20 protein-coding genes, 2 tRNA genes and 1 pseudogene are annotated in these 26378 nt (G+C 51.2%); 8 read left to right on the forward strand and 15 right to left on the reverse strand.

Annotated features, from left to right (window positions below):
* Window positions 1–2 precede the first annotated feature (2 nt).
* From BZG13_RS02785 to BZG13_RS02820, 8 genes are all read right to left on the reverse strand, one after another.
* Window positions 3–701: an electron transport complex subunit E gene (locus tag BZG13_RS02785; protein WP_069362006.1), complete on the reverse strand. Its 699-nt coding sequence runs from the start codon at window positions 699–701 to the stop codon at window positions 3–5.
* The gene (gene rsxG / locus BZG13_RS02790) at window positions 698–1336 is read right to left on the reverse strand and encodes an electron transport complex subunit RsxG (protein WP_077484801.1); all 639 of its coding nucleotides are present in this window, start codon (window positions 1334–1336) and stop codon (window positions 698–700) included. Before rsxG ends, BZG13_RS02785 begins: the two co-directional genes overlap by 4 nt.
* Window positions 1333–2412, reverse strand: coding sequence for an electron transport complex subunit RsxD (rsxD, locus tag BZG13_RS02795; protein WP_069362004.1), 1080 nt, complete (start codon window positions 2410–2412; stop codon window positions 1333–1335). Before rsxD ends, rsxG begins: the two co-directional genes overlap by 4 nt.
* A gap of 5 nt (window positions 2413–2417) precedes the next feature.
* Window positions 2418–5006, reverse strand: a complete 2589-nt coding sequence (gene rsxC, locus BZG13_RS02800) for an electron transport complex subunit RsxC (RefSeq protein ID WP_077484803.1) — start codon at window positions 5004–5006, stop codon at window positions 2418–2420.
* Entirely contained in the window at window positions 5006–5581 is a 576-nt protein-coding gene (gene rsxB, locus BZG13_RS02805; RefSeq protein WP_077484805.1) for an electron transport complex subunit RsxB, read from the reverse strand. Before rsxB ends, rsxC begins: the two co-directional genes overlap by 1 nt.
* Window positions 5578–6162: an electron transport complex subunit RsxA gene (gene rsxA, locus BZG13_RS02810; protein ID WP_046075315.1), complete on the reverse strand. Its 585-nt coding sequence runs from the start codon at window positions 6160–6162 to the stop codon at window positions 5578–5580. The genes rsxB and rsxA overlap by 4 nt, the downstream gene beginning before the upstream one ends.
* Window positions 6163–6393: 231 nt before the next feature.
* Window positions 6394–6469: transfer RNA gene (locus BZG13_RS02815), tRNA-Asn, on the reverse strand.
* A 147-nt stretch (window positions 6470–6616) separates the two neighbouring features.
* Window positions 6617–6692 (reverse strand) — tRNA-Asn (locus BZG13_RS02820).
* Window positions 6693–7451: 759 nt separating this feature from the next.
* Between BZG13_RS02820 and uvrB the strand changes: the two genes are divergently transcribed.
* From uvrB to BZG13_RS02835, 3 genes are all read left to right on the forward strand, one after another.
* Window positions 7452–9479 (forward strand): excinuclease ABC subunit UvrB, encoded by a 2028-nt coding sequence (gene uvrB / locus BZG13_RS02825; protein WP_077484808.1) that lies wholly within the window; start codon window positions 7452–7454, stop codon window positions 9477–9479.
* Between the two features lie 308 nt (window positions 9480–9787).
* Window positions 9788–11236 carry a quorum-sensing sigma-54 dependent transcriptional regulator LuxO gene (gene luxO, locus BZG13_RS02830; RefSeq protein ID WP_241824766.1) on the forward strand — a complete coding sequence of 483 codons (1449 nt, stop codon included), beginning with the start codon at window positions 9788–9790 and terminating at the stop codon, window positions 11234–11236.
* A gap of 13 nt (window positions 11237–11249) precedes the next feature.
* Window positions 11250–11609 (forward strand): Hpt domain-containing protein, encoded by a 360-nt coding sequence (locus BZG13_RS02835; protein ID WP_069361189.1) that lies wholly within the window; start codon window positions 11250–11252, stop codon window positions 11607–11609.
* Here the strand turns inward: BZG13_RS02835 and yvcK are convergent.
* Both yvcK and BZG13_RS02845 read right to left on the reverse strand, forming a co-directional pair.
* Window positions 11541–12473: a uridine diphosphate-N-acetylglucosamine-binding protein YvcK gene (yvcK, locus tag BZG13_RS02840; protein ID WP_077484810.1), complete on the reverse strand. Its 933-nt coding sequence runs from the start codon at window positions 12471–12473 to the stop codon at window positions 11541–11543. The genes BZG13_RS02835 and yvcK overlap by 69 nt on opposite strands.
* A gap of 205 nt (window positions 12474–12678) precedes the next feature.
* Complete coding sequence (locus BZG13_RS02845; protein WP_077484812.1) at window positions 12679–13251, reverse strand: LON peptidase substrate-binding domain-containing protein; 573 nt, start codon at window positions 13249–13251, stop codon at window positions 12679–12681.
* A gap of 815 nt (window positions 13252–14066) precedes the next feature.
* Between BZG13_RS02845 and BZG13_RS15265 the strand changes: the two genes are divergently transcribed.
* From BZG13_RS15265 to BZG13_RS02865, 5 genes are all read left to right on the forward strand, one after another.
* Window positions 14067–14231 carry a hypothetical protein gene (locus tag BZG13_RS15265; RefSeq protein ID WP_155522562.1) on the forward strand — a complete coding sequence of 55 codons (165 nt, stop codon included), beginning with the start codon at window positions 14067–14069 and terminating at the stop codon, window positions 14229–14231.
* A 675-nt stretch (window positions 14232–14906) separates the two neighbouring features.
* Window positions 14907–16583 (forward strand): ABC transporter substrate-binding protein, encoded by a 1677-nt coding sequence (locus BZG13_RS02850; RefSeq protein ID WP_077484814.1) that lies wholly within the window; start codon window positions 14907–14909, stop codon window positions 16581–16583.
* 117 nt (window positions 16584–16700) lie between these two features.
* Window positions 16701–17621, forward strand: a complete 921-nt coding sequence (gene oppB / locus BZG13_RS02855) for an oligopeptide ABC transporter permease OppB (RefSeq protein ID WP_069361193.1) — start codon at window positions 16701–16703, stop codon at window positions 17619–17621.
* Between the two features lie 10 nt (window positions 17622–17631).
* Complete coding sequence (oppC, locus tag BZG13_RS02860) at window positions 17632–18543, forward strand: oligopeptide ABC transporter permease OppC (RefSeq protein WP_100297933.1); 912 nt, start codon at window positions 17632–17634, stop codon at window positions 18541–18543.
* A 146-nt stretch (window positions 18544–18689) separates the two neighbouring features.
* On the forward strand, window positions 18690–20801 hold the full coding sequence (locus BZG13_RS02865; protein ID WP_077484816.1) for a methyl-accepting chemotaxis protein: 2112 nt from the start codon (window positions 18690–18692) through the stop codon (window positions 20799–20801).
* A 16-nt stretch (window positions 20802–20817) separates the two neighbouring features.
* On the opposite strand, the gene BZG13_RS02870 is transcribed toward BZG13_RS02865, so the two are convergent.
* The 5 genes and pseudogenes from BZG13_RS02870 to BZG13_RS02890 all read right to left on the reverse strand — a co-directional run.
* Complete coding sequence (locus tag BZG13_RS02870) at window positions 20818–21969, reverse strand: ribosomal protein uL16 3-hydroxylase (RefSeq protein ID WP_077484819.1); 1152 nt, start codon at window positions 21967–21969, stop codon at window positions 20818–20820.
* A 111-nt stretch (window positions 21970–22080) separates the two neighbouring features.
* Window positions 22081–23448, reverse strand: coding sequence for an adenylosuccinate lyase (gene purB / locus BZG13_RS02875; protein ID WP_077484821.1), 1368 nt, complete (start codon window positions 23446–23448; stop codon window positions 22081–22083).
* A gap of 25 nt (window positions 23449–23473) precedes the next feature.
* Window positions 23474–24118, reverse strand: coding sequence for a high frequency lysogenization protein HflD (hflD, locus tag BZG13_RS02880; RefSeq protein ID WP_069361197.1), 645 nt, complete (start codon window positions 24116–24118; stop codon window positions 23474–23476).
* Between the two features lie 13 nt (window positions 24119–24131).
* Window positions 24132–25241 (reverse strand): tRNA 2-thiouridine(34) synthase MnmA, encoded by a 1110-nt coding sequence (mnmA, locus tag BZG13_RS02885; protein ID WP_069361249.1) that lies wholly within the window; start codon window positions 25239–25241, stop codon window positions 24132–24134.
* 457 nt (window positions 25242–25698) lie between these two features.
* Window positions 25699–26328 (reverse strand): annotated as a pseudogene (locus BZG13_RS02890) (pseudouridine synthase); the annotation flags it as partial.
* Between the last annotated feature and the right edge of the window lie 50 nt (window positions 26329–26378).

The raw sequence follows: 26378 nt of genomic DNA on the forward strand, positions 1-26378 counted from the left end.
GATCATTGATTACCCGTCACACGCGCGCGCTCAATCACTGGCTTGTCGTCTTTTTCTGTTTTACTGGCAAGGTGTGTATCAATGATGTTCTTCAACGCGATCAGAAAGCCGACCGCGAGAAATGCGCCCGGTGGCAATATCGCTAGTAGAAACTTGGTGTCGAATTGAAAAATTTCAATCCGCAGTGCGGCAGCCCAATCACCGAGCAAGAGGTCGGCGCCATCAAACAAGGTGCCATTGCCGATGATTTCGCGAATAGCGCCGAGTACCACCAAGGCTGCTGTCATGCCGGTGCCCATCCAAAAACCATCGCTCACTGACAAGCCAACAGGATTTTTGGAGGCAAAGGCTTCGGCACGGCCGATGATAATACAGTTGGTGACAATCAAGGGGATAAAAATCCCCAGTGATTGATAAAGGCCGTAAGCATACGCATTCATGACCAGTTGCACACAGGTCACCAGTGAAGCAATCACCATCACGAAAATAGGAATCCGTACCTCTTTAGGTACCCAGTCTCGGATCAGTGACACAATTAAATTAGAGCCAACGAGTACGGCCAAGGTGGCGATCCCTAGGCCAAGTGCATTGGTGACGGTAGCGGATACCGCCAACAGTGGACACAGCCCCAATAACTGCACAAACGCTGGGTTATTACTCCACAAGCCATTTTTCATTAGCTCTTTGTGGGCGCTATTCATGATGCTCCTCCGCAATTAACTGGTTGGTTGATCAGCGCTTCTTGGCGTTGACTCACAAACCAAGCCGCCTTTTTGACGGCGCCGACAACCGCGCGCGGGGTAATGGTGGCACCGGTAAACTGATCAAACTGCCCGCCGTCTTTTTTCACCGCCCAGCGCGCATCATCCTCACTGGTGACGGTTTTGCCGCTAAAGCTATGGATCCAATCTGACACCCGCAAGCTCACTTTATCACCCAGCCCTGGGGTTTCGTTATGCTCGAGAACCCTTACGCCCAGCACCTGGTGGCTAGTCGCGTCCATACCGATCAAGACCTTGATAGCACCATTGTAGCCATTAGGGGCGATGGCTTGGATGGCAACGGCACTGACCTCACCGTTGAGGGTGGCAACATAAAAAGGCAGCGCGTCATCGGTCCCCAAGGCGTCCTTATTTTCGACAAGGCGACAGCTTTGATGCAGTGCATTATCGTGCCTGTCTTCAGGGATCACCTGATTGAGCGCCTTTGATAATTGGATTTGCTGCTGCTCTTTAATGGTGTCTTCGGTCAGTGCGTGAGTGACCGCAACCAGTGCTGTCGACAAGAGGGCAGCGATTGCGAGAATGCCCCCATGTTTTTTTATGGTCTCAATCATGACTTTGACTTCTTCTCTGCACGGTTTGTGGCATGTCCATACGTTCTTGGCTTGGTGTAATAATCAATCAAAGGGACGCACAAGTTGGCAATGATCACCGCAAATGCGATCCCATCAGGGTAGCCGCCCCACGTACGGATTAAATAGACCAATACGCCAATTAGGCCCCCAAACCATAAGCGGCCCCTGTCGGTCGTGGAAGCAGAAACCGGATCGGTGGCGATAAAAAATGCCCCGAGCATGGTGGCACCGGATAACAAATGGATCAGAGGCGAGGCGAGTTGATCCGGCGCGATCAGGTGGCCGAGCAATGAGCATGCAAGTAAGGCGGCGAGTACCGCGACCGGAATATGCCAATTGATAATGCCACGTTGGATCAGCACCAAACCGCCGAGGAGATAAAGCGTGTTGACCCACGCCCAACCTTTACCGCCTAGCGCTGAGAAAATGGGCTGCTGCAAGGCTTCACTCACAGTTTGGCCGCCGGCCAGTGCCGTTTTTATGGTATCCAGAGGCGTTGCCATGGTGGCGCCATCCACGGTCATACGCAATTGGTTGACGCTAAAGCCATCTAAGGTATAGCCGCCAAAAATTGCCGCGAGCGTATCGGCAATGGTCAAGCTATGGGTGGCGAGACTCTCCGGTGGTAACCAGGTGGTCATTTGCACTGGAAAAGCGATGAGCAGTACCACATAGCCAACCATGGCAGGGTTGAAGAGGTTCTGTCCTAATCCGCCGTAGATATGCTTGGCAACAATAATCGAAAACGCGGTACCTATGACGATCACCCACCAAGGTGCCATTGGCGGGATCGCGACCGCCAACAAAAACGCGGTGAGGAGGGCACTGTTGTCACGCAGGTAAGCCATTACGGGGCGACGTCGTAGCCGCATCACCAGCGCTTCGGTTGACCATGCCGTGATAACTGCCAAGGTTAATTGAACCAGCACGCCCCAGCCGAAGAAATACCACTGTGCGGCCAAACCGGGTAGGGCACAGAGGAGCACCGTCAGCATAAGATGGCTGGTGGAACGTTTGTTATGGGCGTGTGGTGAACTTGCGATGAAAAACGCCACGAGGGTTATTCCTTATCTTCTTGTGATTGTTGTGCCGCTTTACGTGCTTTGGCTCGGGCAACCGCGGCGGCGACGGCGGCTTTTTTGTCGTTAGCCTCGTCAGCTGCCGGCGTGGTGTCTGCAGCGTCGGATGACGTATCGGCAGCTGTCTCAGGTTGTGGCTTGGTGTCGCCTTGCTGCGCCGCTTTACGCGCTTTGGCGCGGGCAACGGCGGCCGCGACAGCCGCTTTTTTGTCGTTAGCCTCGTCAGCTGCCGGCGTGGTGTCTGCAGCGTCGGATGGCGTATCGGCAGCCGTCTCAGGTTGTGGCTTGGTGTCGCCTTGCTGCGCCGCTTTACGCGCTTTAGCGCGCGCAACCGCGGCGGCGACGGCGGCTTTTTTGTCGTTAGCCTCGTCAGCGGCCGGCGCGGTGTCTGCAGCATCGGATGGCGTATCGGCAGCTGTCTCTGGTTGTGGCTTGGTGTCGCCTTGCTGCGCCGCTTTACGTGCTTTGGCGCGGGCAACGGCGGCCGCGACGGCCGCTTTTTTGTCGTTAGCCTCGTCAGCTGCCGGCGCGGTGTCCGCAGCGTCGGATGGCGTATCGGCAGCCGTCTCAGGTTGTGGCTTGGCATCGCCTTGCTGCGCCGCTTTACGCGCTTTGGCGCGGGCAACCGCGGCGGCGACGGCGTCTTTTTTGTCGTTAGCCTCGTCAGCGGCCGGCGTGGTGTCTGCAGCATCGGATTGCGTATCGGCAGCTGTTGCAGATTGTGCCTTGGTGTCGCCTTGCTGCGCCGCTTTACGTGCTTTGGCGCGGGCAACCGCGGCGGCGACGGCGTCCTTCTTGCCGTCTTGGCTGTCGGGGATTGCCTGTGAATCGGTGGCCTCTGAGGCTTTTTGCGCCTCTTTGGCCGCCTTACGTTCACGTGCTTGCCGTTTGCGCTCCTCACGCAACTTCATCATTTCACTGTTGTCTGGCTCATCACTGCCGGTTTTTGCCGCTTCGGCCTGTTTCGCTTTCGCTCGGGCGATTGCCGCCGCCACGGCAGGTTTGACATCGCTCGATGCCGACTGCGCGGCTTTTTTCGCCTTCACCCGCTCCACTGCAGCGTTAAGCGCATCATCGGAGCCCGTGTTTTGTTGCGCGGCTTTTTTGCGACGCTCTGCGGCTTTGCGATGTTTTTCTTCTCGCTCCTGCTTTTCACGTTCCATGCGCGCTTTTTTGGCTTCAAAGCGCTGACGCGCGCGCTCCGCGGCTTCTTTTTCCGCTTCAATTTCACGAATTTCCGCTTTGGCCTGGCGATAGTATTGCACCAGCGGGATTTCACTGGGACACACATAGGCACAAGCGCCGCATTCAATACAATCGAAGAGATCATAGTCTTGGCACTTGTCGTAGTCCTGATCTTTGGCATACCACTGCAATTGCTGAGGTAAAAGGTGAGCGGGACAAACATCGGCACAGGCACTGCAACGAATGCAGGCCATTTCTTGCTTGGCAGGCGCTATTTCCTTGCGCGTTGGCACCAGCACACAGTTAGTGGTTTTGGTTACCGGCACTTGTGCGTGTGGGACGGTAAAGCCCATCATCGGGCCACCAATGATCACCCGTGGCTGTTTTTTCTCTGCCTTATAGCCATGGTGTTCCAAAAGCTCGCCAATTGGCGTGCCGAGAAGCGCCCACCGATTTTGCTGGGTTTTGAGCGTTTTCCCGGTCAAGGTGACCACACGCTTAATCAGCGGCTCGCCATCTAACACGGCACGTTTGATCGCATAGATGGTCCCGATGTTTTGCATAAGCACGCCAATACTAGCGGGAAAGGCTTTGGCAGGGACTTCTTTCCCGGTAATGATTTGAATCAGTTGCTTTTCACCGCCAGATGGATACTTGGTAGGGACGACCTGGATGAGTATGTCCTCATCGACGGCTTTCACCGCAGCTTTAAGCGCCGCGATAGCCTCTGGCTTATTATCTTCAATGCCAATCACGGTCAGCTTAGGCTTAACAATGTGATTAAGAATCTGTATCCCTGCGACGATTTCATCGGCGCAATCTTGCATCAGCCGATCGTCGGCGGTGATATAAGGCTCACATTCTGCGGCGTTGATGATAAGGACTTCTGTTCTGGCCAAGCCACTTTGTAGCTTTCTTGCGGTTGGAAAGCCTGCGCCTCCCATTCCCGCAATGCCCATAGAGCGGATATGATCGATCAATTGCTCGGGCGGCTGAGTTTGATAGGCCGGTAGGGCAGGCTTAGGTCTCCACGTATCTTTGCCATCGGGCTGAATGACCACGCAACGGTCGGACAAGCCTGAGGGATGCGCAATGGTTCTATCTTCGATAGCAATCACGGTGCCTGATGTCGGTGCATGTACCGGCACACATTGTTGAATATCTGTCTCAGTGAGGGCTTGTCCCGCGAATACCTGATCGCCCTGGCTCACGCATAGTTTGCCCTTACTGCCAATATGCTGCTTGAGCGGTATAACAAGCTCGGTAGGGAGAATCTTTTCTAAAATGGCCCCCTGATTCGACTGGGTTTTATGCTCAGGCGGATGAATGCCACCATGGAAATCCCAGATCTGGCCATGTTTTATTTGTTCGATAAGGCTGTCCATCAGGCGCGTGCTCTCTGACTCTCAGTAACATCTACAACGGGAATTTGTTCAAGCTTCCATTTCCAGGTTTCGGGCGTGTCCTGAACGGGGATCATTTCAATACAGTCGGTCGGACAGGGGGCGACACATAAATCACACCCAGTACAATCTTGCTCGATCACGGTATGCATCGCTTTGGTGCTGCCCACAATGGCATCGACCGGACAGGCCTGAATGCATTTAGTGCAGCCAATGCAATCTTCTTCATGAATGAAGGCAACGGTTTTGATACTTTTTTCTTCATCGTGGGCGAGTTCGGTCGCTTCGACACCCATCAAATCAGCCAAGTTTTCAATGGTTTGCTGACCACCTGGTGGACATTTGTTAATCTCGTCACCATTGGCAATGGCTTCCGCATAGGGACGACAGCCAGGGTAACCGCACTGGCCACATTGCGTTTGCGGCAGAATGGCATCAATTTGATCGACAATCGGATCCGCCTCCACCTTGAAGCGAATCGAGGCGAAACCGAGAATTGCACCGAATATGGCGGCAAGCGCGGCAAGCACTATCACCGCTATCACTATTCCACTCATGATAAAGTCACCAGTCCTGTAAAGCCCATAAAGGCGAGCGACATTAATCCTGCAGTAATCATCGCCACGGACGCGCCTTTAAAAGGTGCCGGGACGTCAGCGGCCGCAATGCGCTCACGCATTGCAGCGAATAAAACCAGCACCAACGAGAAACCACACGCCGCACCAAAGCCATAAATAATCGACTCGATAAAACTGTGCTGTTGCTTAACGTTGAGTAGAGCGACGCCTAACACTGCGCAGTTGGAGGTGATCAAGGGCAAAAATACACCCAATAGCCGGTGCAGTGTTGGGCTGGTTTTATGCACCACCATCTCCGTGAACTGCACCACCACCGCAATCACTAAGATAAAGCTCAGTGTACGCAGGTATCCGAGATCAAGTGGGATCAGAATATAGGTTTCAACCAGATACGAGCTCACTGATGCCAAGGTCAACACAAAGGTTGTGGCAAGCCCCATCCCAATTGCTGTTTCCAGTTTTTTTGATACGCCCATGAATGGACACAAGCCCAAAAACTCCACCAGTACGAAGTTATTGACCAATACCGTGCCCACCAGTAGCAACAAATACTCAGCCATGCTGTTTAATCATTTAATGTTTTTGTGATCTGCCTATTATCGACCTTTGAAGCGGCTATAACAACCGCCATTACGCAGGGTTTTTGCTTGGTTCGCTGTAAGCTGTTAGTGACGCTTTACGCGTACCTTATTCTAGGGATAGTGGCAGCGTAGCGTGTTCGATCACGGTAAGAGTGTGTGATGAGATCACGGAGAAAGTAGGATAGGTCAAGGAGAAGAGAGACATAAAATTGGCTCCCCCAACTGGACTCGAACCAGTGACATACGGATTAACAGTCCGCCGTTCTACCAACTGAACTATGGGGGAATTGTGTTGCTATTGTGCTCTGTGGTGTGGTGTCTCAAGAAGATGGCTCCCCCTGCGGGATTAGACGGGGACGCCTAGTCCTGCGACATATTCTGCGCAGCAGAACGGGTGCTCACTTTTGCAATGTCTATCTTATCTCAAGATAGATGGCTCCCCCTGCGGGATTCGAACCTGCGACATACGGATTAACAGTCCGCCGTTCTACCAACTGAACTAAGGGGGAATTGCCTTGAGAACGGAGCGAATGTTAGCGAGCGCCTTGAAAGGTGTCAACTGATGAAAAGCAATAAAATCTATCTTTTCAATCGACTGCTGAAAAGCTAGCCATCGACGAGGATAAAAACACCATAGTGGCGATTGATTAAGCATGGCGGCTAATTTTATCTTGACTTTTTATACGGCCGATTATGAAAGGGCTCTCAGCGGTTACCCACAGATTCTGTGGATAACCATGTGTGTGGATCCTGATCAACTCACGCGATGACTGATTTTCTACCAGCTTGACGCAGTGGTGATACGCATAAACAAATATATAACGTGTTTATTTTTAATGGTTTTTGTTTGTTTAACGCAATAAGATTGAAAAAAAAACTGTTGGGGATTATGCACAGGTCGCTATGTGTTCACCCCCTGAGTATCGGGGATAAAACGGTCGTACTAGAGAGTATTGGGCAGAGATACGCACGAAAACACGTGATTTAGAGGATTTATTTTTATCGCACTATCTTTAGTTAGCGTTTTCTTTGCTTAGCGCTTTGTCTTCGTGTAGAGGCTGGATGCAGTGAATGCATGCCAAAAGAGGACAGATAGATTACCTAGGAGCCATAGTGAGATCAAGCATTCAATGAGAAAAAGATCGCAATGATTATCTTGCGAGTAATGAACCGCAGTCGTTGACTCCGTAGGGCGAGTCAGGACAATAGGCTTTTCGCGTTAGCGCCCCAATCTAGACACAGTGGTCAGCCCCTAACAGGATAGTTTCATGAGTAAAACATTTACACTGCACTCTGCTTTTAAACCATCAGGGGATCAGCCTGAGGCCATTCATCGCCTGTGTGAAGGATTAGAGGCCGGTCTTGCCCATCAAACACTGCTGGGGGTAACAGGGTCGGGGAAAACCTTCACCATGGCCAATGTCATTGCTGAGCTTAATCGTCCGACGATGATATTGGCCCCCAATAAAACCTTGGCGGCGCAGCTCTACGGAGAGATGCGCGAGTTTTTCCCTGATAATGCGGTGGAGTATTTCGTCTCTTACTACGATTATTATCAACCAGAGGCGTATGTCCCTTCGACGGACACCTTCATAGAGAAAGATGCATCGATTAATGATCATGTTGAACAGATGCGCTTGTCGGCGACAAAAGCGTTGATGGAACGCCGTGATGTGGTGATTGTGGCGTCGGTCTCTGCCATTTATGGGTTGGGCGACCCCGATTCATATTTAAAAATGATGCTTCACATCCGTCGTGGTGACTTTTTAGACCAGCGCACTATCTTACAACGCCTCGCTGAATTGCAGTACACCCGCAATGATTTAGCTTTTGAGCGTGGAACGTTTCGCGTTCGCGGAGAAGTCATCGATATCTTTCCGGCCGAGTCAGACAAAGATGCCATACGGGTAGAGCTGTTTGACGACGAGGTGGAAACCATTAGTATGTTTGATCCCTTAACCGGGCAGGTGAGTGTCAAAGATATGCCTCGATGCACCATCTATCCTAAAACGCACTATGTGACACCGCGCGAGCGGATCCTCGAAGCGGTCGAGCAGATAAAAGTGGAGTTAGCGGACCGTAAAAAAACACTGCTTGAGCACAATAAACTGCTGGAAGAGCAGCGGATCACTCAGCGAACGCAGTTTGATATAGAGATGATGAACGAGTTGGGCTATTGCTCGGGTATCGAAAACTACTCGCGTTATTTGAGTGGCCGCGCAGAAGGCGAACCACCACCGACCTTGTTTGATTATTTACCCGCCGATGGACTGTTGATCATCGACGAGTCGCACGTCACGGTGTCGCAAATTGGTGCCATGTACAAGGGCGATCGCTCGCGTAAAGAGACCTTGGTGGACTATGGATTTCGGCTGCCTTCAGCGTTGGATAACCGACCGCTAAAATTTGATGAGTTCGAGGCACTGGCACCACAAACCGTGTATGTCTCTGCCACGCCGGGTAACTATGAAGCTGAAAAATCGGGCTCGGATATCATTGATCAAGTCGTGCGTCCAACGGGGCTTATCGACCCTGAAATAGAAGTACGTCCGGTGGCCACCCAAGTTGATGATTTGCTCTCCGAAGTACGCGCCCGTCGTGAGCGAGACGAGCGCGTACTCGTTACGACCCTGACTAAGCGCATGGCTGAAGACTTAACCGAATATATGCAAGAACATGACGTCCGCGTGCGGTATCTGCACTCCGATATTGATACGGTGGAGCGTATGGAAATCATTCGAGACTTGCGCCTCGGTGAGTTTGATGTGTTAGTTGGGATCAACTTGCTGCGAGAAGGGTTAGATATGCCGGAAGTGTCATTGGTGGCGATTTTGGACGCGGATAAAGAAGGCTTTTTACGCTCTGAACGTTCGTTGATTCAAACCATTGGCCGCGCAGCACGTAACCTTCACGGCAAAGCGATTTTGTATGGCGATTCGATGACCAAATCGATGAAACGCGCCATTGATGAAACCGAGCGACGCCGGGCTAAGCAAATTGCCCATAATGAGGCGCATGGCATCACGCCACAGAAACTGAACAAGAAAGTGATGGACGTGATGGAGATAGGCACGGGTAAACGGAGTAAACCTGCGAAACCAGCAGCCAAATCGCTGCGTGCCGTTGCCGAGCCTGATGCGGATTATGCGTTGAAGTCACCACAACAAATTGATGCTGAAATCAAAAAGTTGGAAAGTCAGATGTTTGAGGCCGCGCAGAACCTAGAGTTTGAAACCGCGGCACAATTGCGAGATCAGTTACAAGCACTGCGTGAGCAGTTTATTGTTAATAGTTAATGGGGTGAACAATCACCGCTTGAAAGTAAAAAAAAAGCCAACCTAAACGACAGGTTGGCTACAGTGTTTCAGTGAGTGAAAACTCACAAACAACGTCAGTTGGCTAGGTGACCCCTGAGGGTCACTGGAATAGATGCATTTGGCGTGCCAAAAATAAAAGATAGCCATTACATCGACAAAACGTGTGGTTTTAACGGACTCGTCCCGCTACAATGGTTGTAAAATTGCATAATGCAACGCATTTCGCATACGCTCGTGCAACTGAGTGAGTTAACGCTACACGCCGCGATGCGATTCTTGGAGGATACATGCCAGCACTATCACCCAGTAAACGAATTTTGATGGTGGAAGATACAGCGTCGGTGGCGGCGTTATATAAATCCTACCTTAACCCCTTAGATGTGGATGTCACCATTGTAGGGACGGGGCAGGAAGCGATGGCTTTTTTCGAGCAAGAAGGCGACCAGTTAGCACTGATGATTTTAGATTTACGCCTGCCAGATATGTCGGGCATCGATGTGCTTGCCAAAGTGCGTGCGGTCGCGCCCGATTTACCCGTGATTATCATGACCGCTCACGGTTCGATTGATGCCGCTGTCGATGCGATGCGTCATGGTGCCAATGACTTTTTGATCAAGCCATGTGAAGCCGATCAGTTGCGTGTCACGGTCAATAAGTCGCTCAAACCCAAGCCGAGTCATCCGGAGAAAGCGACTAAACAGGAAAGTGAATACCACGGGTTCATTGGCCGTAGCTTGCCGATGCAGGCGGTCTACCGTGTGATCGAATCGGCCGCACCCAGTAAAGCCACGGTGTTTATTACCGGTGAAAGCGGGACAGGTAAAGAGGTGTGCGCAGAAGCGATTCATGCTGCCAGTACACGAAGTAACAAGCCGATTATTGCACTAAATTGCGCGGCGATTCCGAAAGATCTGATTGAAAGTGAGTTATTTGGCCATGTGAAAGGAGCCTTTACGGGCGCTGCGTCCGAGCGCGAAGGGGCTGCAGAAATGGCCAATGGTGGCACCTTGTTTTTGGATGAAATTTGCGAAATGGATATGGATTTGCAATCCAAACTGCTACGTTTCATTCAAACGGGGAGTTTTCAAAAGGTTGGCTCTTCGCAGGTGAAGTCAGTGGATGTTCGATTTGTCTGTGCCACCAACCGCGATCCCTGGCTCCAAGTACAGCAGGGGAAATTCCGGGAAGATCTCTACTACCGCTTGCACGTCATTCCACTCGAGTTGCCACCTTTAAGAGAGCGTGGAGACGACGTCATCGCCATTGCCAATGCGTTGCTTGCTTTGTTTTCCGCGGAAGAAGGCAAAGATTTTTGTCGTTTTAGTGACGAAGTGACCACGCAGCTCCTTCGCTACGATTGGCCAGGCAATGTTCGGCAGCTGCAAAACGTGATTCGTAACATTGTGGTGTTGCATAACGGCGAAGAAGTCAGCAAAGAAATGCTACCATCGCCAGTCGCTCGCGTTTCTGGTGTTGAAATTGCATCTACAGGGGATAACACGCGATCGGAAGCGGCGAACAGCGCACTAGCGCCGCACGAGCCCGTCAAACCAGCATCACCAGTGGTGATGAAAGCCGATATAGAACCACTGTGGAAAACGGAAAAACGGGCGATTGAAGTCGCGATCGATGTGTGTAATGGCAATATCCCGCAAGCAGCGGGGTTACTTGAAGTTAGCCCTTCAACCTTGTATCGAAAGCTACAAGCTTGGCAAAAATCTGCGGCGCATGAATGATAGGAATGGATGTATGGCCACCACAGTAAATACTGACACATTACGTCGACTGAAATCAGAAGTAGGCGAGGATACGGTGACGGCTTTGCTCACTGTTTTTAGCGATGAGCTATCGCAATACCATTCTCAATTGTCTGGTTCTCCGTCGATCGAGCAAGTGCGTGAGATCAGCCATGCGATAAAAAGCAGTGCAGCCAGTTTTGGTGCGGATGATTTGGCCGAGATGGCGCGTGAGTGTGAATCACGGGTCAAGCAAGGCCAACAAGAGTGGATGACACATCATTTAGATGAGCTAACCGAAATGCTACGAGGAACGGCTTCTACCTACCGAGAAATGGCCGTCGAGCAGAGTTTCATCAATAGCTTGACGTAGTTTATCCCTGTCATGACGCCAATGATGATTTGAAGAGGCCAAGCTGGCCTCTTTTTGTTGGTAACGCGTGGCGAGCTGCGGCGCGTGTTGTTCTCCGATCACAACATCGATTTCTTTCCCGCCCATCGCGCGCTCGCACCAGGAAAGCATCGTTGCTAAAGGCATCTCGCCCGCTGGCCCGATTTCCTTGCCGAGGTTCCTAATAAACACCAGCTTGGCCTGAGCATGTTTTAACGCACGGCCGAGTTCAGGGACCAATAGTGGCGGCATCACACTGGTCAAAAAGCTGCCAGGGCCGAGTAAAATCAAGTCAGCGTGCTCGATAGCCGCAATCGCTTCGCGGGTCGCGGGGACGGTTGGGGACAAAAAGAGACGCGTCGGTGGCGCGCTTAGCTCATCAATGTGTGTTTCCCCCGACACTGTTTCGCCCGCTGGCGTTAACGCGGCAAGCTCAGAAGGGTGCTCAGACATCGGCAGTAAATTGGGGCGGATATCTAGCAGATCGCGAATAAGTTGGATGGCTTCCAGCGGACGGACTGAGAGGTTATCCAGCGCCGTCAGGATCAGGTTACCTAAATTATGACCGTTCAGCTCACCTTTCCCTTTGAAGCGATATTCAAACAGCATGGAGCCGACCGAGGGCTCGGTAATTAGTTGGTTGAGGCAGTTACGAATGTCGCCCCAGGCTATCCCTCCTTGACATGCGCGAATACGACCCGTTGACCCGCCGTTATCGGTTGTGGTGACAATGCCTGTTACCTGCTCGCCATAGTCCCCCAATGCCGATAAGACGCGTCCCAGACCATGTCCGCCCCCAATCGCGACGATACGTTGTGAATGCTGATCTGAAACTTGTTGGGTCATTGCTTGGTTTCCTGAGAAAAATCAATGCGTCTAGTTTACCTGAAGCTCGAGCGACAAGGTATTGACCGCAGCAGTAAAGTGTGACTAAGTCAGGAAAGTAGGATAAAAGGGTGAAAGCAAAAAAAAGAGGTAACGCGTCGCGTTACCTCGCCCAATCAAGCAAATGAATAAATAGGGCAAATAGCAAGGCAGCAATAAAAACGGTTTAATGGGGATCTTGCATCATGCTCAACAGATAATCCCGTGTGGCGACACAGGAGTTGTTCGCCATTAACTGTTGTTTTTCCCCGGTGGGGAGCGGCAGCAGCTCTAACCAGCGTTGGCATAACCACGTCAAATTGGAGAACTCGGTCTCTCGGTGCATTTGTTGTAGTTCAGGATAGCGCTCAAACATCGACTGTAAGCGCTCCACGAGAGGCTCGCTTTGTTTGTCGACGTGGCAATCGGGCCACCGAGGTAACGCGTTTACCGAGGCAAACAAGATGTGGTTGTGCTGCTGGTTAAACGCATGAATCGCAAAGCGTGCGGTTCCCCGTGCCGTGATCACTAAGCAGCCATCTTCTTGGCTTCGGGTATAGTCCTCAATTTCAATAAAGGTGCCAATATCCACGTGAGAGCGCTGAGCTTGTGTTTCCGCCATACACACCCCGAGAGGCAGTCCATGCTTTAACGCGAATACGAGTGTGTCTAAAGAGTCGCCTGTTGGAATGCGAAGAGGCATCCGCCCCCCTGGCAAGATGTGACGATCATTAAACAAAATTGGTGTGGATTGTCCCATGTGACACCCCCTGACAAGCAATGGCGTTGGTCTAGTAATTTAGATATAGCAAAAGGGGTGCCTACTTTTTGAAACGCCCTTATACCAGCAGTTCGGCATGGTGACGCTGCAGTTACGTCGCGTTTGAGAGAGAAAAGTCGCAATTTGCAATGCAAATCCGCTCGCGATACCGCATTACGCAAACGCTAACTTGCCCGCGTTGTGGCGGCTTGTGAGTAGGGGATTGCTCTGACTCGTCGTCAGCATCGCGGTATGAAGACAAAAAAATAGCCTCGACGTGGAGGCTATTAAAGGGGTGTTTTAACATCAACACCGCGTTAGCGGTTAACCTGTGGTTTTTTTCCTTTATTTGGGTTGTAACCATGGCGAACGCGAGCGCATAAAGGGCGCGAGGTTGAGCTTTGTGGTCTCATAGTCTTGCTTTTTACTCTCTTGTCGGAAGAAAAATCAGGTTGATGATCGGGAACAACGCATCAACAACATAATGATGGGGGATATGGCGTCGAATAACAACATTGCTTGCTTAAAAATGCATCAATATTGGTATTTCGTCTAAACAGCCGCTTATTATCAGAAAATGTTATTAAACTAAGTCAAGAGCGGGCCGATATCCGCTCTGGTCTTGGGCTGCGACGTCAAGGTGCTGTAGGGACGATACTGTCTGGTATGCCTTTTCGGCCATATTTTGCTTTATTGACGATGAAGGTGTAGCGTAAAAATTGCACAAGCGGTTTGTACTGGCGCAACAGTCGATCACACTCGGTCGGTGTTGTGCGAGTGACTGTGCCAAATACTGATGAGTTCAGGAGGACACAATGAAACACAAGCGCTATAGCAACAAGAAAATGAAAGAAATGCTCAACGAGGTCATGCCAGAAATGGAAAAAGCACGCGAGGACAACCGTGCTCTGCACGATGAGGCCAATGATCGCTCATCCGATAGTGGCCCCGTGTTTAGTCCCGACGATGCTAAAAAATAGTGGTTTACAGGACAAAGCCAGCCTCGAAGCTGGCTTTGTTGCGACATGATCACCGCTCGAGTCTACCGTAGCAGCCGTTTCTACCTTCTCCCTCCATTTTATATCCTCGCTTGACCCTCGCGCCTATTCGCGATGACAGGTTCCATTAACGCTCATCCAAGCCAGATTTTGTGACCGTGATAGCTGTCTGACATCACGTGCATGTGTATCTGTTGAGTTTTTCCGACAAATAACGTTTAGTAACGGCTTTACAATTAAGTAACATTTGACGCATATTGGCAGTCAAAGTCACTGAGATTGCGAAGATAGAGAGAGGCTTGTGTGTTTTTTCGACCGCAAGCTAGTTCAGCATTAGTGCCAATGCCCCCAGATTCAGTATAAATAGCAATTTGTTCCGTATTTTGTTTCTTGTGGTGAATAAAGCGCTAACGCGGCCTCGTCTTACCAGCTTAAAATTCCTTTATGTGACTTTTTAGTAGTGAAAGATGAGTTTTTAATCTCATTCTATGGCAAAATACTTCAGATTTATGGCAAAACACAGCGTTGCTTGGTAATGTTTTGCCTCTAATCGCGCAGTGAGGCGTAGCACAGCTTTTTAGATTGTGCAAAACGGATTCTCCCGCCAAGCGGCGTCGATTGTCATGGATGCAATAGCGATTGTTATGGAGTTACACGATGAAGCTAAACACGATCACCCGAACCCTCTTTATGGGCGCTGGCCTTTCTCTGGCGCTAGCAGGATGCAGCGAACCAGAGCAAAAACAGACCTCTCAATCTAACCCTGAAACCAAACAACAAGCCGAGTCCGCGACAGGCGAACCGCAACTGGCGGCAGAGCAAGAACTCGTGCGTGGCAACGGTGCCGAAGTGGCGTCGTTAGATCCGCATAAAACCCAAGGTGTGCCAGAATCGCACGTTATTCGTGACCTGTTAGAAGGCCTGGTTAACCAAGATGCAGATGGCAATGTCATTCCAGGTGTCGCTTTACGCTGGGAAAACAAAGATAACAAGGTGTTTACCTTTTATCTGCGGGAAGACGCCAAATGGTCTAACGGTGATCCTGTGACCGCGCAAGATTTTGAATACAGCTTTAAGCGTGTGGCTGATCCAATGACCGCATCACCGTATTCTTGGTATCTTGGCTACACCCACATGGAAAATGCCAAAGCCATCATTAAGGGTGACAAAGACAAAGACACATTGGGCGTTGAAGCGCTAGATGATCATACCCTTCAGGTGACGTTAGATACCGCCGTGCCTTACCTGGTGAAGATGATGGGCCACACCACCATGAAGCCGGTGCATAAAGAAACGGTAGAAGAATATGGCGATCAGTGGACCAAGCCTGAAAACTTCGTCGGTAATGGTGCCTATGTCGTCGATAAGTGGGTAATCAATGAGCGTCTTGCATTAACACGCAACGACCAATATTGGGATAATGAAAACACCACGCTCGATAAAGTGACCTATTTGCCGATTGAAAACCAAGTGGCGGAAATGAACCGTTACTTGGCTGGTGAGATTGATATGACTAATGAGATCCCCAACGAGCATTTCCGTCGTCTTAAAAAGGAACATCCTGAGGATCTTTCAATCGTCGGTAACCTGTGTAGCTATTACTACATCTTCAATACCAAGCGTGAACCTTTTAATGACGTGCGTGTACGTAAGGCGCTGTCTTACGCGATTGAGCGTAACGTGATCACTGATGCCTTGCTGGGTCAGGGTCAAAAGCCGGCGTACTTCTTGACGCCTGAAATCACTGCTGGATTTGATCCTGAGCTGCCTGCGTACGCCAAGATGAGCCAAGAAGAGCGTGACGCGGAAGCGAAGCGTCTGCTCAAAGAAGCTGGATTCGGTGAAAATAATCCGCTTGATTTCTCACTGCTGTATAACACCAGTGAAAACCACAAAAAGCTGGCCGTCGCCATTGGTCAAATGTGGAAAGACAAGCTGGGTGTGGATGTTGCACTCAATAACCAAGAGTGGAAAACCTACCTTAACACCAAAGATGAGGGGAACTTTGATGTGGCGCGTGCCGGTTGGTGTGGCGATTACAACGAAGCCTCTACTTTCCTTAGCTTGATGCGCAGCTCTAACTCGTCAGGTGGTGTGCACTATGATAGCCAAGCCTACGATGCGATCATGGAAAACGCCATGACCACCACAGACGACGCCAAACGCACACAACTGTACTTGGATGCAGAAGCCCAAATGGCAAAAGACATGCCGATTGCGCCTATTTACCAATATGTAAAAGCGCGTCTGCTTAGTCCACAAGTCGGTGGCTTCCCTGCCAATAACGCTGAAGAGAAGATCTACTCAAAAGATCTTTACATCAAGGCGGAGTAACGTCTGATTCACAGCTGATAAGGGAGCTGCAACATGCAGCTCCCTTGGCTGGTTGTCGCTATGTAGGTATCGCCTAGGTAGCGGACGCTGTGAGGCTCAAAACGAAACGGTACAGTTATGTTGAAATTTATCGCCAAGCGCCTTTTGGAAGCTATTCCAACCTTGTTGGTCTTAATTACTATCTCTTTTTTCTTGATGCGGTTTGCACCAGGCAACCCTTTTTCAAGCGAACGCCCATTGCCCCCTGCCGTAATGGAGAATATCAATGCCAAATACGGCCTCGATAAGCCGGTGTTTGAGCAGTACACCACCTATTTGGGGAATATCCTAAAAGGCGATTTTGGTCCCTCATTCAAGTATGTGGACTACTCGGTGAACGAGTTGATCGCGGGCTCGCTCCCCGTGTCAGCGCAGATTGGTGCTGTCGCATTTATTTTTACCCTCTTATTCGGCGTGAGCATTGGCACCATTGCCGCGCTTAAGCAGAACACCTGGATTGATTACACCATTATGTCCACGGCCATGTTGGGCGTGGTGATGCCATCCTTTGTGTTAGCTCCCGTGCTGATTTACATCTTCGCCATTAATCTTGGTTGGCTCCCTGCGGGTGGCTGGCAAGGCGGCGGCTGGCAATTTATGGTGTTGCCGATGATTGGCATGTCCTTGCTGTACGTGGCCACATTTGCGCGTGTGACTCGTGGCAGCATGATTGAAACCCTAAACAGTAACTTTATCCGCACCGCGCGTGCCAAAGGGCTCAGTTACCCTAAAATTATTGTTAAACATGCGCTCAAGCCTGCGATGCTACCGGTTGTCTCCTACATGGGGCCGGCGTTTGTGGGCATTATTACTGGGTCGGTGGTGATCGAAACCATTTTCGGCTTGCCGGGTATCGGTAAGTTATTTGTGAACGCCGCGTTTAACCGTGATTATTCATTAGTGCTTGGCTGTACCATTTTGATCGGTACACTGACCATTCTTTTCAACGCGATCGTCGATATCCTGCTTGCGTATATCGATCCTAAGATTCGTTACTAGGGGTGACATGATGCTGACGAAAAAAGAAAACATTGACGCCCTCGAAAACTTTGCTGAAGAAGTCGATGTCAAGGGGCGTAGCCTTTGGCAGGATGCAGCGATTCGTTTTAAGCGTAACCGTGCTGCGATGGCGAGCTTGGTCATTCTTGTATTGATTGGTTTGAGCGTGATCCTTGGGCCCTACATCAGTGCTTATGCCTATGACGCGACCGATTGGTATGCGATTCATGCCGCGCCTTCATTGGGCTTAGAGGGCCATTGGTTTGGTACCGATGCGTTAGGCCGAGATCTCTTTACTCGCACCATGATGGGTGGGCGTATATCGATCATGGTAGGCGTCATGGGCGCCTTTGTCGCCGTCTTGATTGGTACCTTATATGGTGCCACATCAGGCTTTATTGGCGGCCGCACCGATGCGGTGATGATGCGCTTGGTGGAAATCCTCCAATCGATTCCGTTTATGTTCTTTGTGATTGTGCTGGTCACCTTCTTTGGCCGTAATATCGTGCTGATCTTCGTGGCCATTGGCTGTATTGCCTGGTTAGATATGGCACGTATTGTGCGCGGTCAAACCCTGAGCTTGCGGAGTAAAGAGTTTGTCGAAGCCGCTCACGTTTCAGGGGTGAGCACGCGCCATATCATTACCCGCCATATCGTGCCAAACGTACTTGGGATTGTTGCGGTTTACTCGACCTTACTGGTGCCGAACATGATCTTGTTTGAGTCTTTCTTGAGTTTCTTGGGGTTAGGTGTACAAGAGCCAATGACCAGTTGGGGGGCCTTACTACAAGAGGGCTCGCAAACCATGGAAATTGCGATTTGGCAGCTGCTGTTCCCTGCCGCCTTTATGGTGATGACATTGTTCTGTTTTAACTATGTTGGCGATGGGCTTCGTGACGCCTTGGATCCAAAAGACAGATAAGCGACGTTTTTTGCCATCGTAAAAAACGCAATAATATGAAAAGCGCAGGTTTATTTCCTGCGCTTTTTTGTTACTGTTAAATGCGTGTTTCAAGGATGAGAATCGATAGCAGTGGTGGCTGTCGATAGAGTGACAAAGGAGCTGTCATGCGATCCCTCTCAATTCAATGGAAGGTCACCCTGGTGGCCAGTGTGTGTGTTGCCGTAACCGCGGTGACATTATTAACCTTCTCAACATACGTTAATAACCAGTTTCAGCAAACGGTCGGGCAAGCGAGTACCCAAACGCTGCGCAGTGCCGCCCAGCGCCTCGCGACCAGCCAAGCCCAAGTGCAAGCGACGCATGTTCAACGCTCGTTGGATGAAGCGGTGTATCGTGCCCAAATGCTGGCGCAAAGTGTGGTGTACCTACAATATAACGCTGAGCAAAACTTTACCGACAGTGGCGAGCTTCGCGGCTCAATCAATGAGCTGGTGCGGCGCTCAGTGGAGAACTTCGATACGGTGCAAGCTGCGTTCGTGGTGTTTAAGCCCAACGCGCTCGATCAAGAAGATGACTTTTATCAGCTCGATACAGAACGGGGCGCCAATGCCGCAGGGCGTTTTGCCAGCCGCTGGCAAAAGCGGGACGGCGATCTGCAAGGTACCGTGCTCAGTGAGAAACAAATTAACAACGGCGATAAAAATGACAACGGGCAAGCGGCGAATCATTGGTACCAGTGTCCATTGAGCCAAGGCGCCGCTTGTGTATCTGCGCCCAAACAAGCGGGCAGCAGTATGAGTGTCACCATTTCCTCACCGCTGATGCGTGATGGGCAAGTACTGGGGGTGCTAGGCATTGATATTGCGCTTGGCGGCTTACAGTCAGTGATCTCAGAGGCGGATAAAGCCCTATTTGACGGCGCTGGCAATGTCAGTGTACTAAGCCAAGGTGGGCGAGTAGTCGCGTCGGATAACTCGCAAGCAACGGGAGGGAAGGTCGATGATTTGCCGTCGGCGCCCGGTAACATGGGTGGGTGGCTGACCGAAGGTCAACCACAGACCGTGTGGCAAAAAAGCCAGTTGATGACCTATGTGCCGATTGCTTTGCCAGGCACTACGTGGGGAGCCCTTATCACCTTGCCGGAAGATGTCTTACTCTCTGAGGCAAACCAATTAAGCCAACAAATTACCGCGCAACGCAGTCAAGCCGCGTGGACAGAACGTAGCTTAGGGGTTGTGGCAACCCTGCTTGCCTTGGTGATCGCCGGATTCGCGGCGCGCCAAATCGTTAAACCCCTGAAGCTACTGGCAGAACGTTTGGCAGAGATTGCCGACGGCGATGGCGATCTCACGCAACGTATCCAGCTTAAAAATCGTGATGAAATCGGGGTACTGGCGGGGCGCTTTAACCGCTTCCTCGATAAGCTGCAGCCTATTATGGCGAATGTGATTAATAGCGTTGAAGAAGCGGAACATACGGCCAAAGAAGCTGCCCGTGTGGCCGCGCAAACTCGAGATGGTAGCCGTGAACAAGTATCAAGCTTGGATGCAGTGGCGACGGCGTCAGAAGAGATGACGCAAACCGCCTCCCAGGTTGCCAGCCATACTGAGTCAGCGCTGACTGCAGCCAACGCGGTCAACACCGCCACAGAGAGCGGTGAAAAAATTGTGACTGGTTCATCACAAGCCATGGCGCGTTTGGTGGAGACGCTGAATGGGGCTACCCATGATGCGCAAGCCTTACAAAAGAGTAGTCAGGACATTACTGAAATCTTAACCGTGATTGATACCATGTCTGAGCAAACTAATTTGCTGGCGTTAAATGCGGCGATAGAAGCAGCGCGTGCGGGTGAGCAAGGGCGCGGGTTTGCGGTAGTCGCTGACGAAGTGCGTGAACTGTCACAGCGTACTAACCAGTCAATCACCCAGATCCGTACCGTGATTGATTCGTTGCAGTCCGGCGCACAATCAGTGGTAGCGGCGATTCATGATGGGAATCAGCTAGCGGATGATACCGCTGAAAAGGTGCAAGAAACCGTCACCAGTTTGGACCAAATTCGTACTGCGATGCAGGATATGATGGGGCTTAACAGTGAAATTAGCGCGGCGGCGGAACAACAAAGCGCGGTGTCAGGCGACGTGACGCAAAACGTAACCCATATTCGTGAGCGCAGTGATGAACTCTTGTCGCATGCCGAATCGGCGGCGAGTATTGCCAGTCAACTGGAAGCGCTGGCTGGCCGTCAGCGTGCGCTAACGGCCCAGTTTAAAGTCTAACCTTGGTGATCCGCGGTTACTCTGGCGCTTCCTCTAGAGGATACCAGTAGCCGCGGTTTACCCACAGCGTGAGCATCGGCCAAAACAGACTATTGTCAGCGGCTTTACCGAGCGTTTCCCAATCGATAAAACGTTGATTGCACAGCTTAGGGGTCAGTGACTCACACCCTCCTGCGGGTAAGTCAAAGCTCTCACCGAGCATAAAAATCATCTCTGGCTGATCGGCGTGATAGAACGCACGCAAGCCACTGAGCTTTTCCAGACAGAGTCCATCTTGCATGGCGGCTTTGAGACTATCCGGCTGCCACTGAGGATCGGGGCTAAGTAAGTCGAGTTCATGCCGAGCTTGAGAGAGAAACTCGCCAATCCAGCGCTTTTTACGGATCTCGTCGTGCATTAATGCCATCATCATTTCGTCCATCTGGGCGAGATGTTGTGGATCCAATGCCGCAGGCGCGTCTGGTTGGGCTGACATGGCAGGCCAATGGAAATGATTATCGCCGGCTTCGTCGACAATCACTTGGTCGGCATAACTGCTCAGTAGCTCGCGGGCTTTTGGTGAGCGATAGCCAATTGAGTAGCTGAGCGAAGGCTCAAGGGTATCGCCTTCGTGTGGAAAGCCTGGCGGGATATAAAGAATATCGCCTGGCTCTAGCACCACATCGATGATGGCATCAAAGCCGGTGATCTGCTTGAGCCCGGTGTCTAAGTTGGCTTCTTGGTAATCACCTTTTGGCCCAACGCGCCAACGGCGGCGGCCTTGGCCTTGCACGATAAACACATCATACTGGTCAATGTGTGGCCCGACGCCGCCCTGAGGCTGGGAATAACACACCATCACATCGTCAAATAGCCACTGCGGTAGCGAGGTAAATGCGTCAGCCAGTTCACGTACGCCTGGGTGCCAATGGTTAGCGGCTTGTACCACCAGTTGCGCATGGGTCTCTGGGAAATCATCGAAGTGCTCGAAAGGGCCGTTTGCGACTTGCCACTTGCCATCGGCTTGGGTCACCAGGCGTGAGTCAATATCGGCTTCCATCGCGAGTCCTGCGACTTCTTCAGGCTCAATCGGATCGTCAAAATCGGCTAATCCCTGGCGGATAACGGTGGGGCTTTGATGCCAATGTGTGGCCATAAATTCGGCGAGCGAGAACTGAAATTGATACATAACGACTTAGTTTACGAAATTTGCGGCAGTATAACGTGACGAGCGGGGCGGTGCGAGGGGGAGAAAAAACGGCCTCCAATATGGAGGCCGCGAGCATTGGACGCATTTTGCTTACAGTTTATCCGTGAGCTTGACCGCATCGCCAATGTAGTTAGCCGGTGTCATTTGCTTGAGGCGTGCTTTCTCGTGCTCAGGCAAATCAAGGCTATCAACAAAGGTACGCATTCCTTCGCCATCAACCCGTTTGCCACGTGTCAGCTCTTTGAGCTTCTCGTAGGGCTTTTCTATCCCATACCGACGCATCACGGTTTGAATAGGCTCGGCAAGGACTTCCCAGTTTTGATCCAATTCCGCTTCGAGTGCGGCTTGGTTCACTTCCAGCTTGCTGATCCCTTTCAGAGTCGACGCATAAGCAATCAGGGTGTAGCCCACACCCACTCCGAGGTTACGTAATGCGGTGGAGTCAGTCAGGTCACGCTGCCAGCGAGAAATCGGCAACTTTTGCCCAAGGTGAGAGAAAATGGCATTGGCTAGGCCGAGGTTACCTTCCGAGTTTTCAAAATCAATCGGGTTAACCTTGTGCGGCATGGTCGATGAGCCAATTTCACCCGCGATAGTTTTTTGCTTAAAGTGGCCCAGCGCAATGTAGCCCCAGATATCACGGTCAAAATCGATCAAAATGGTGTTAAAACGCGACACGGCATCAAAGAGCTCGGCAATATAGTCATGCGGCTCGATTTGAGTGGTGTACGGGTTCCAGTCAATACCTAATGAGGTCACAAAAGCTTCGCTGTAGGCATGCCAATCGATCTCTGGATAGGCCGACAAGTGCGCGTTGTAGTTGCCCACTGCGCCGTTGATTTTACCCAGGATCTCACTGCTTTTAACCTGCTTGATTTGGCGCGCCATGCGGTACGCCACGTTTGCCATCTCTTTACCCATGGTCGATGGAGACGCAGGCTGACCGTGGGTGCGTGAAAGCATGGGCACATCGCGGAACTGCTGGGACAGATCTTTGACGGCGTCCGCCAGACGTTGCATTTCTGGCACGATCACGGTGTCACGTGCTTCTTTGAGCATCAATGCATGCGACAGGTTATTAATGTCTTCAGAGGTGCAGGCAAAGTGAATGAACTCGCTTACTGCATGGAGTTCTGCGTTATCGGCAATCTTTTCTTTTAGAAAATACTCAACCGCTTTGACATCATGATTGGTGGTGCGCTCAATCTCTTTGATACGCGCGGCATCTTGTTCGTCAAACTCAGCAGCAATGCGGTCGAGTTGGGCATTGGCGTCATCGCTAAAAACGGGCACTTCAGCAATGCTGTCTGTGGCTGCCAGTTTTTGCAGCCAACGGATTTCCACGATGGTGCGGTATTTAAGCAATCCAAATTCACTAAAAATCGATCGCAACGCAATCGTTTTCGTACCGTATCGGCCATCGACCGGTGAAACAGCAGTCAGCGCTGACAGTTCCATTTTTTGTCTCCTGAGTTCAATCTGATTAGCTTCGGGCTAGAATGAGTTTGGCCTGCTCAACCATTTGTTTGCGACCAAAGATAAGATGCCGGCGTTTGCCGCCTACTTGACGCCATAGGACAGCACTGCGGATACCGGAAAGCAAGATGGCACGCACGCGATGTTGCACGCCAGTTTGCTGTAAATGTTGTGGATCACCAGATACTTGAATGCGCGGTCCAAGTGGGCTGATCACGTCGAGATAAATGCTGGCAAGGTTGCTGATCATTTGCTCATCGAGCAAATCAAAATGGCTCACTTGGCGCTCGATCGTTTCAATGCGATCGCCCAGTTGTGCCATGGCATCACGGCGGCTGGACAGCTTGCGCTCCAACGCCAACAAATTAATCAGGTAGCGCATGGTTTCGCTACCATTGCGGCTATTATCGAGTTGGCCAATGAGGGTCTCTAAACCAAGGTGAAGGCCTGATTCACCGCCACCGGTGACATTCCCTACTTCTCCACGAAATACGTCTAGGGTAGAAGAGGGATTGGTGATGATAATGCTGCTCAGGCTCGTATTTAATGCGTCTTGGTCACAATACCCATTGCGAGATACGTCCTGCACCAATTTTGCTGCCTGACAAATGCTGGCAAACGCCAGGGTGCGATCATAAATCGTCTCTGCCACTGATCACGGCTCCTTAAATACGTTGCTCGATAATGCCACCGCCTAGGCACACATCGCCATCGTAAAAGACAGCGGATTGCCCCGGCGTTACCGCAATTTGCGGCTCGTCGAAGATAACTTTCACTGTATCATCATCAACGGGCGTGATAGTACACGATATATCGTGTTGACGGTATCGGGTTTTTACCGTGCAACGGCGGGTCTCAGTCACAATCTCGCGATCGACCCAGTGTAATTGCGCTGCGATGAGTCCTTCTGAATAGAGTCGAGGATGATCATGGCCTTGACCGACGAGCAATACATTACGCGCAACGTCCTTATCGACCACATACCAAGGCGCTTCGCTACCGTTGCCACCTTTAAGACCGCCAATGCCTAAGCCTTTGCGCTGACCCAAAGTGTGGTACATCAACCCTTGGTGTTCACCAATCACGTCGCCCTCAGTGGTTTCGATAGGGCCGGGCTGTGCGGGTAAGTACTGCGACAAAAAGTCAGTGAACTTACGCTCGCCGATAAAGCAAATGCCGGTTGAATCTTTTTTCTTCGCCGTCACCAAACCTTGCTCTTCCGCGATTTGGCGTACCTGCGGTTTTTCTAAATCGCCCACAGGGAACAGGCTGCGTGCCACTTGATCATGGCTAAGCGTGTACAAGAAATAGCTTTGATCTTTGTTATTGTCTAAGCCGCGCAGCATTTGCGCTTTTTCGCCGTTTTCAGGGAAGGTGCGACGGACATAATGTCCCATGGCAATATAATCGGCATCCAGCACTTCGTCGGCAAACTCGAGAAACGCCTTAAATTTGATTTCTTTATTGCAGAGAATATCAGGGTTGGGCGTGCGACCCGCTTTGTATTCGGTCAAAAAGTGCTCGAAGACGTTGTCCCAGTACTCAGCGGCAAAGTTAATGGTGTGCAGCTCGATGCCAAGCTTGTCACACACATCTTGCGCATCGGCCAAGTCTTCTGCAGCAGAGCAATACTCCTCGTTGTCATCCTCTTCCCAGTTTTTCATAAACAGGCCTTCTACCTGATAACCCTGTTGTTTCAACAAGTAGGCAGAAACGGAGGAATCAACACCGCCGGACATTCCGACAATCACTTTTTTGCTGCTGTTATCTGACATGGTGATCACAAATGCTGCTATCAATAAACGGACGCTGAGTTTAACAGAATCAAATCGCCGGATACAGATGTGATAGGGCTCACACGTTAACCGTTATCCAAAGTGGGGAGATGGTTGCGTGGCCTGTGACCGAGGCGGCATATGTTAATACTATTAGTAGCAATGAGGGTTAATACTTGGGATTGGATGCCGCGCAAAGACTTGTGAACCCCTTAGGTTTATCGACCGATTCCCGCACGCAGACACGCCGTATACCCATCCCTGGGGGCTCCGCCGCGCCATCCTTGGCGCGGAGGGTCTGTGTGCGCAAATCGATCGATGGTGTGTTCAGGTACTCCTAGTACTCATTGCGTTTCTTCGACGGTGCGCGCTTGGACGAGCGAGTGCGACGGCGTGGTGCTTTCCCTTTTGGTCCTTTGGGTTTAGGGGTGAACTGCTCGAAGCCTTTCGGGGGCGCGACCTCACGCCACTGGCCCGGTTGCAAATCATCTAGCTGCCATGGGCCGAGTTGGGCGCGAATCAAGCGCAATGTCGGGTGGCCGATGTGCGCGGTCATCCGGCGTACTTGCCGATTTCGCCCCTCTTGTAGCACCACCTCTAACCAAGTGGTGGGAATGTTAGCGCGATAACGCACCGGAGGGTGGCGTTCCCATACGGTGGGCGGGGCGATCTTGGCGACATCGGCGGGCAGCGTCATACCATCTTTCAGTTCGACACCGTCACAGAGCGCCTGAATCGCCTCATCGCTGGGCTCGCCTTCGACTTGTACCCAATAGGTTTTGGGAGACTTGGATGAAGGTTGGGTGAGTCTCGCTTGCAAGGCACCATTATTGGTGAGCACCAGTAAGCCCTCGCTGTCTTTGTCGAGCCGACCGGCCGGGTACACGTCTTTCACCGAGACAATGTCGGCCAATGTACTGTCACCGGGCTCGCCACTAAACTGGGTCAACATGTTATAAGGTTTGTTAACAAGTATCACTTTGGTGGCGACGGTGGCCGCTCGGGGGGGCTTTCCACCTTTGGCCGATGGAGCTTGGGTGTTTGAAACAGCCTTTGACGCTGGCTGGGGGCGGGCTTTATATGGCATGAGGGCTGTCAAATAGATTAAACGGCAAATGAGACTTCCGTATTATACAC

The sequence above is a fragment of the Salinivibrio sp. ML323 genome (assembly GCF_001995745.1).
Taxonomy (GTDB): Bacteria; Pseudomonadota; Gammaproteobacteria; order Enterobacterales; family Vibrionaceae; genus Salinivibrio; species Salinivibrio kushneri.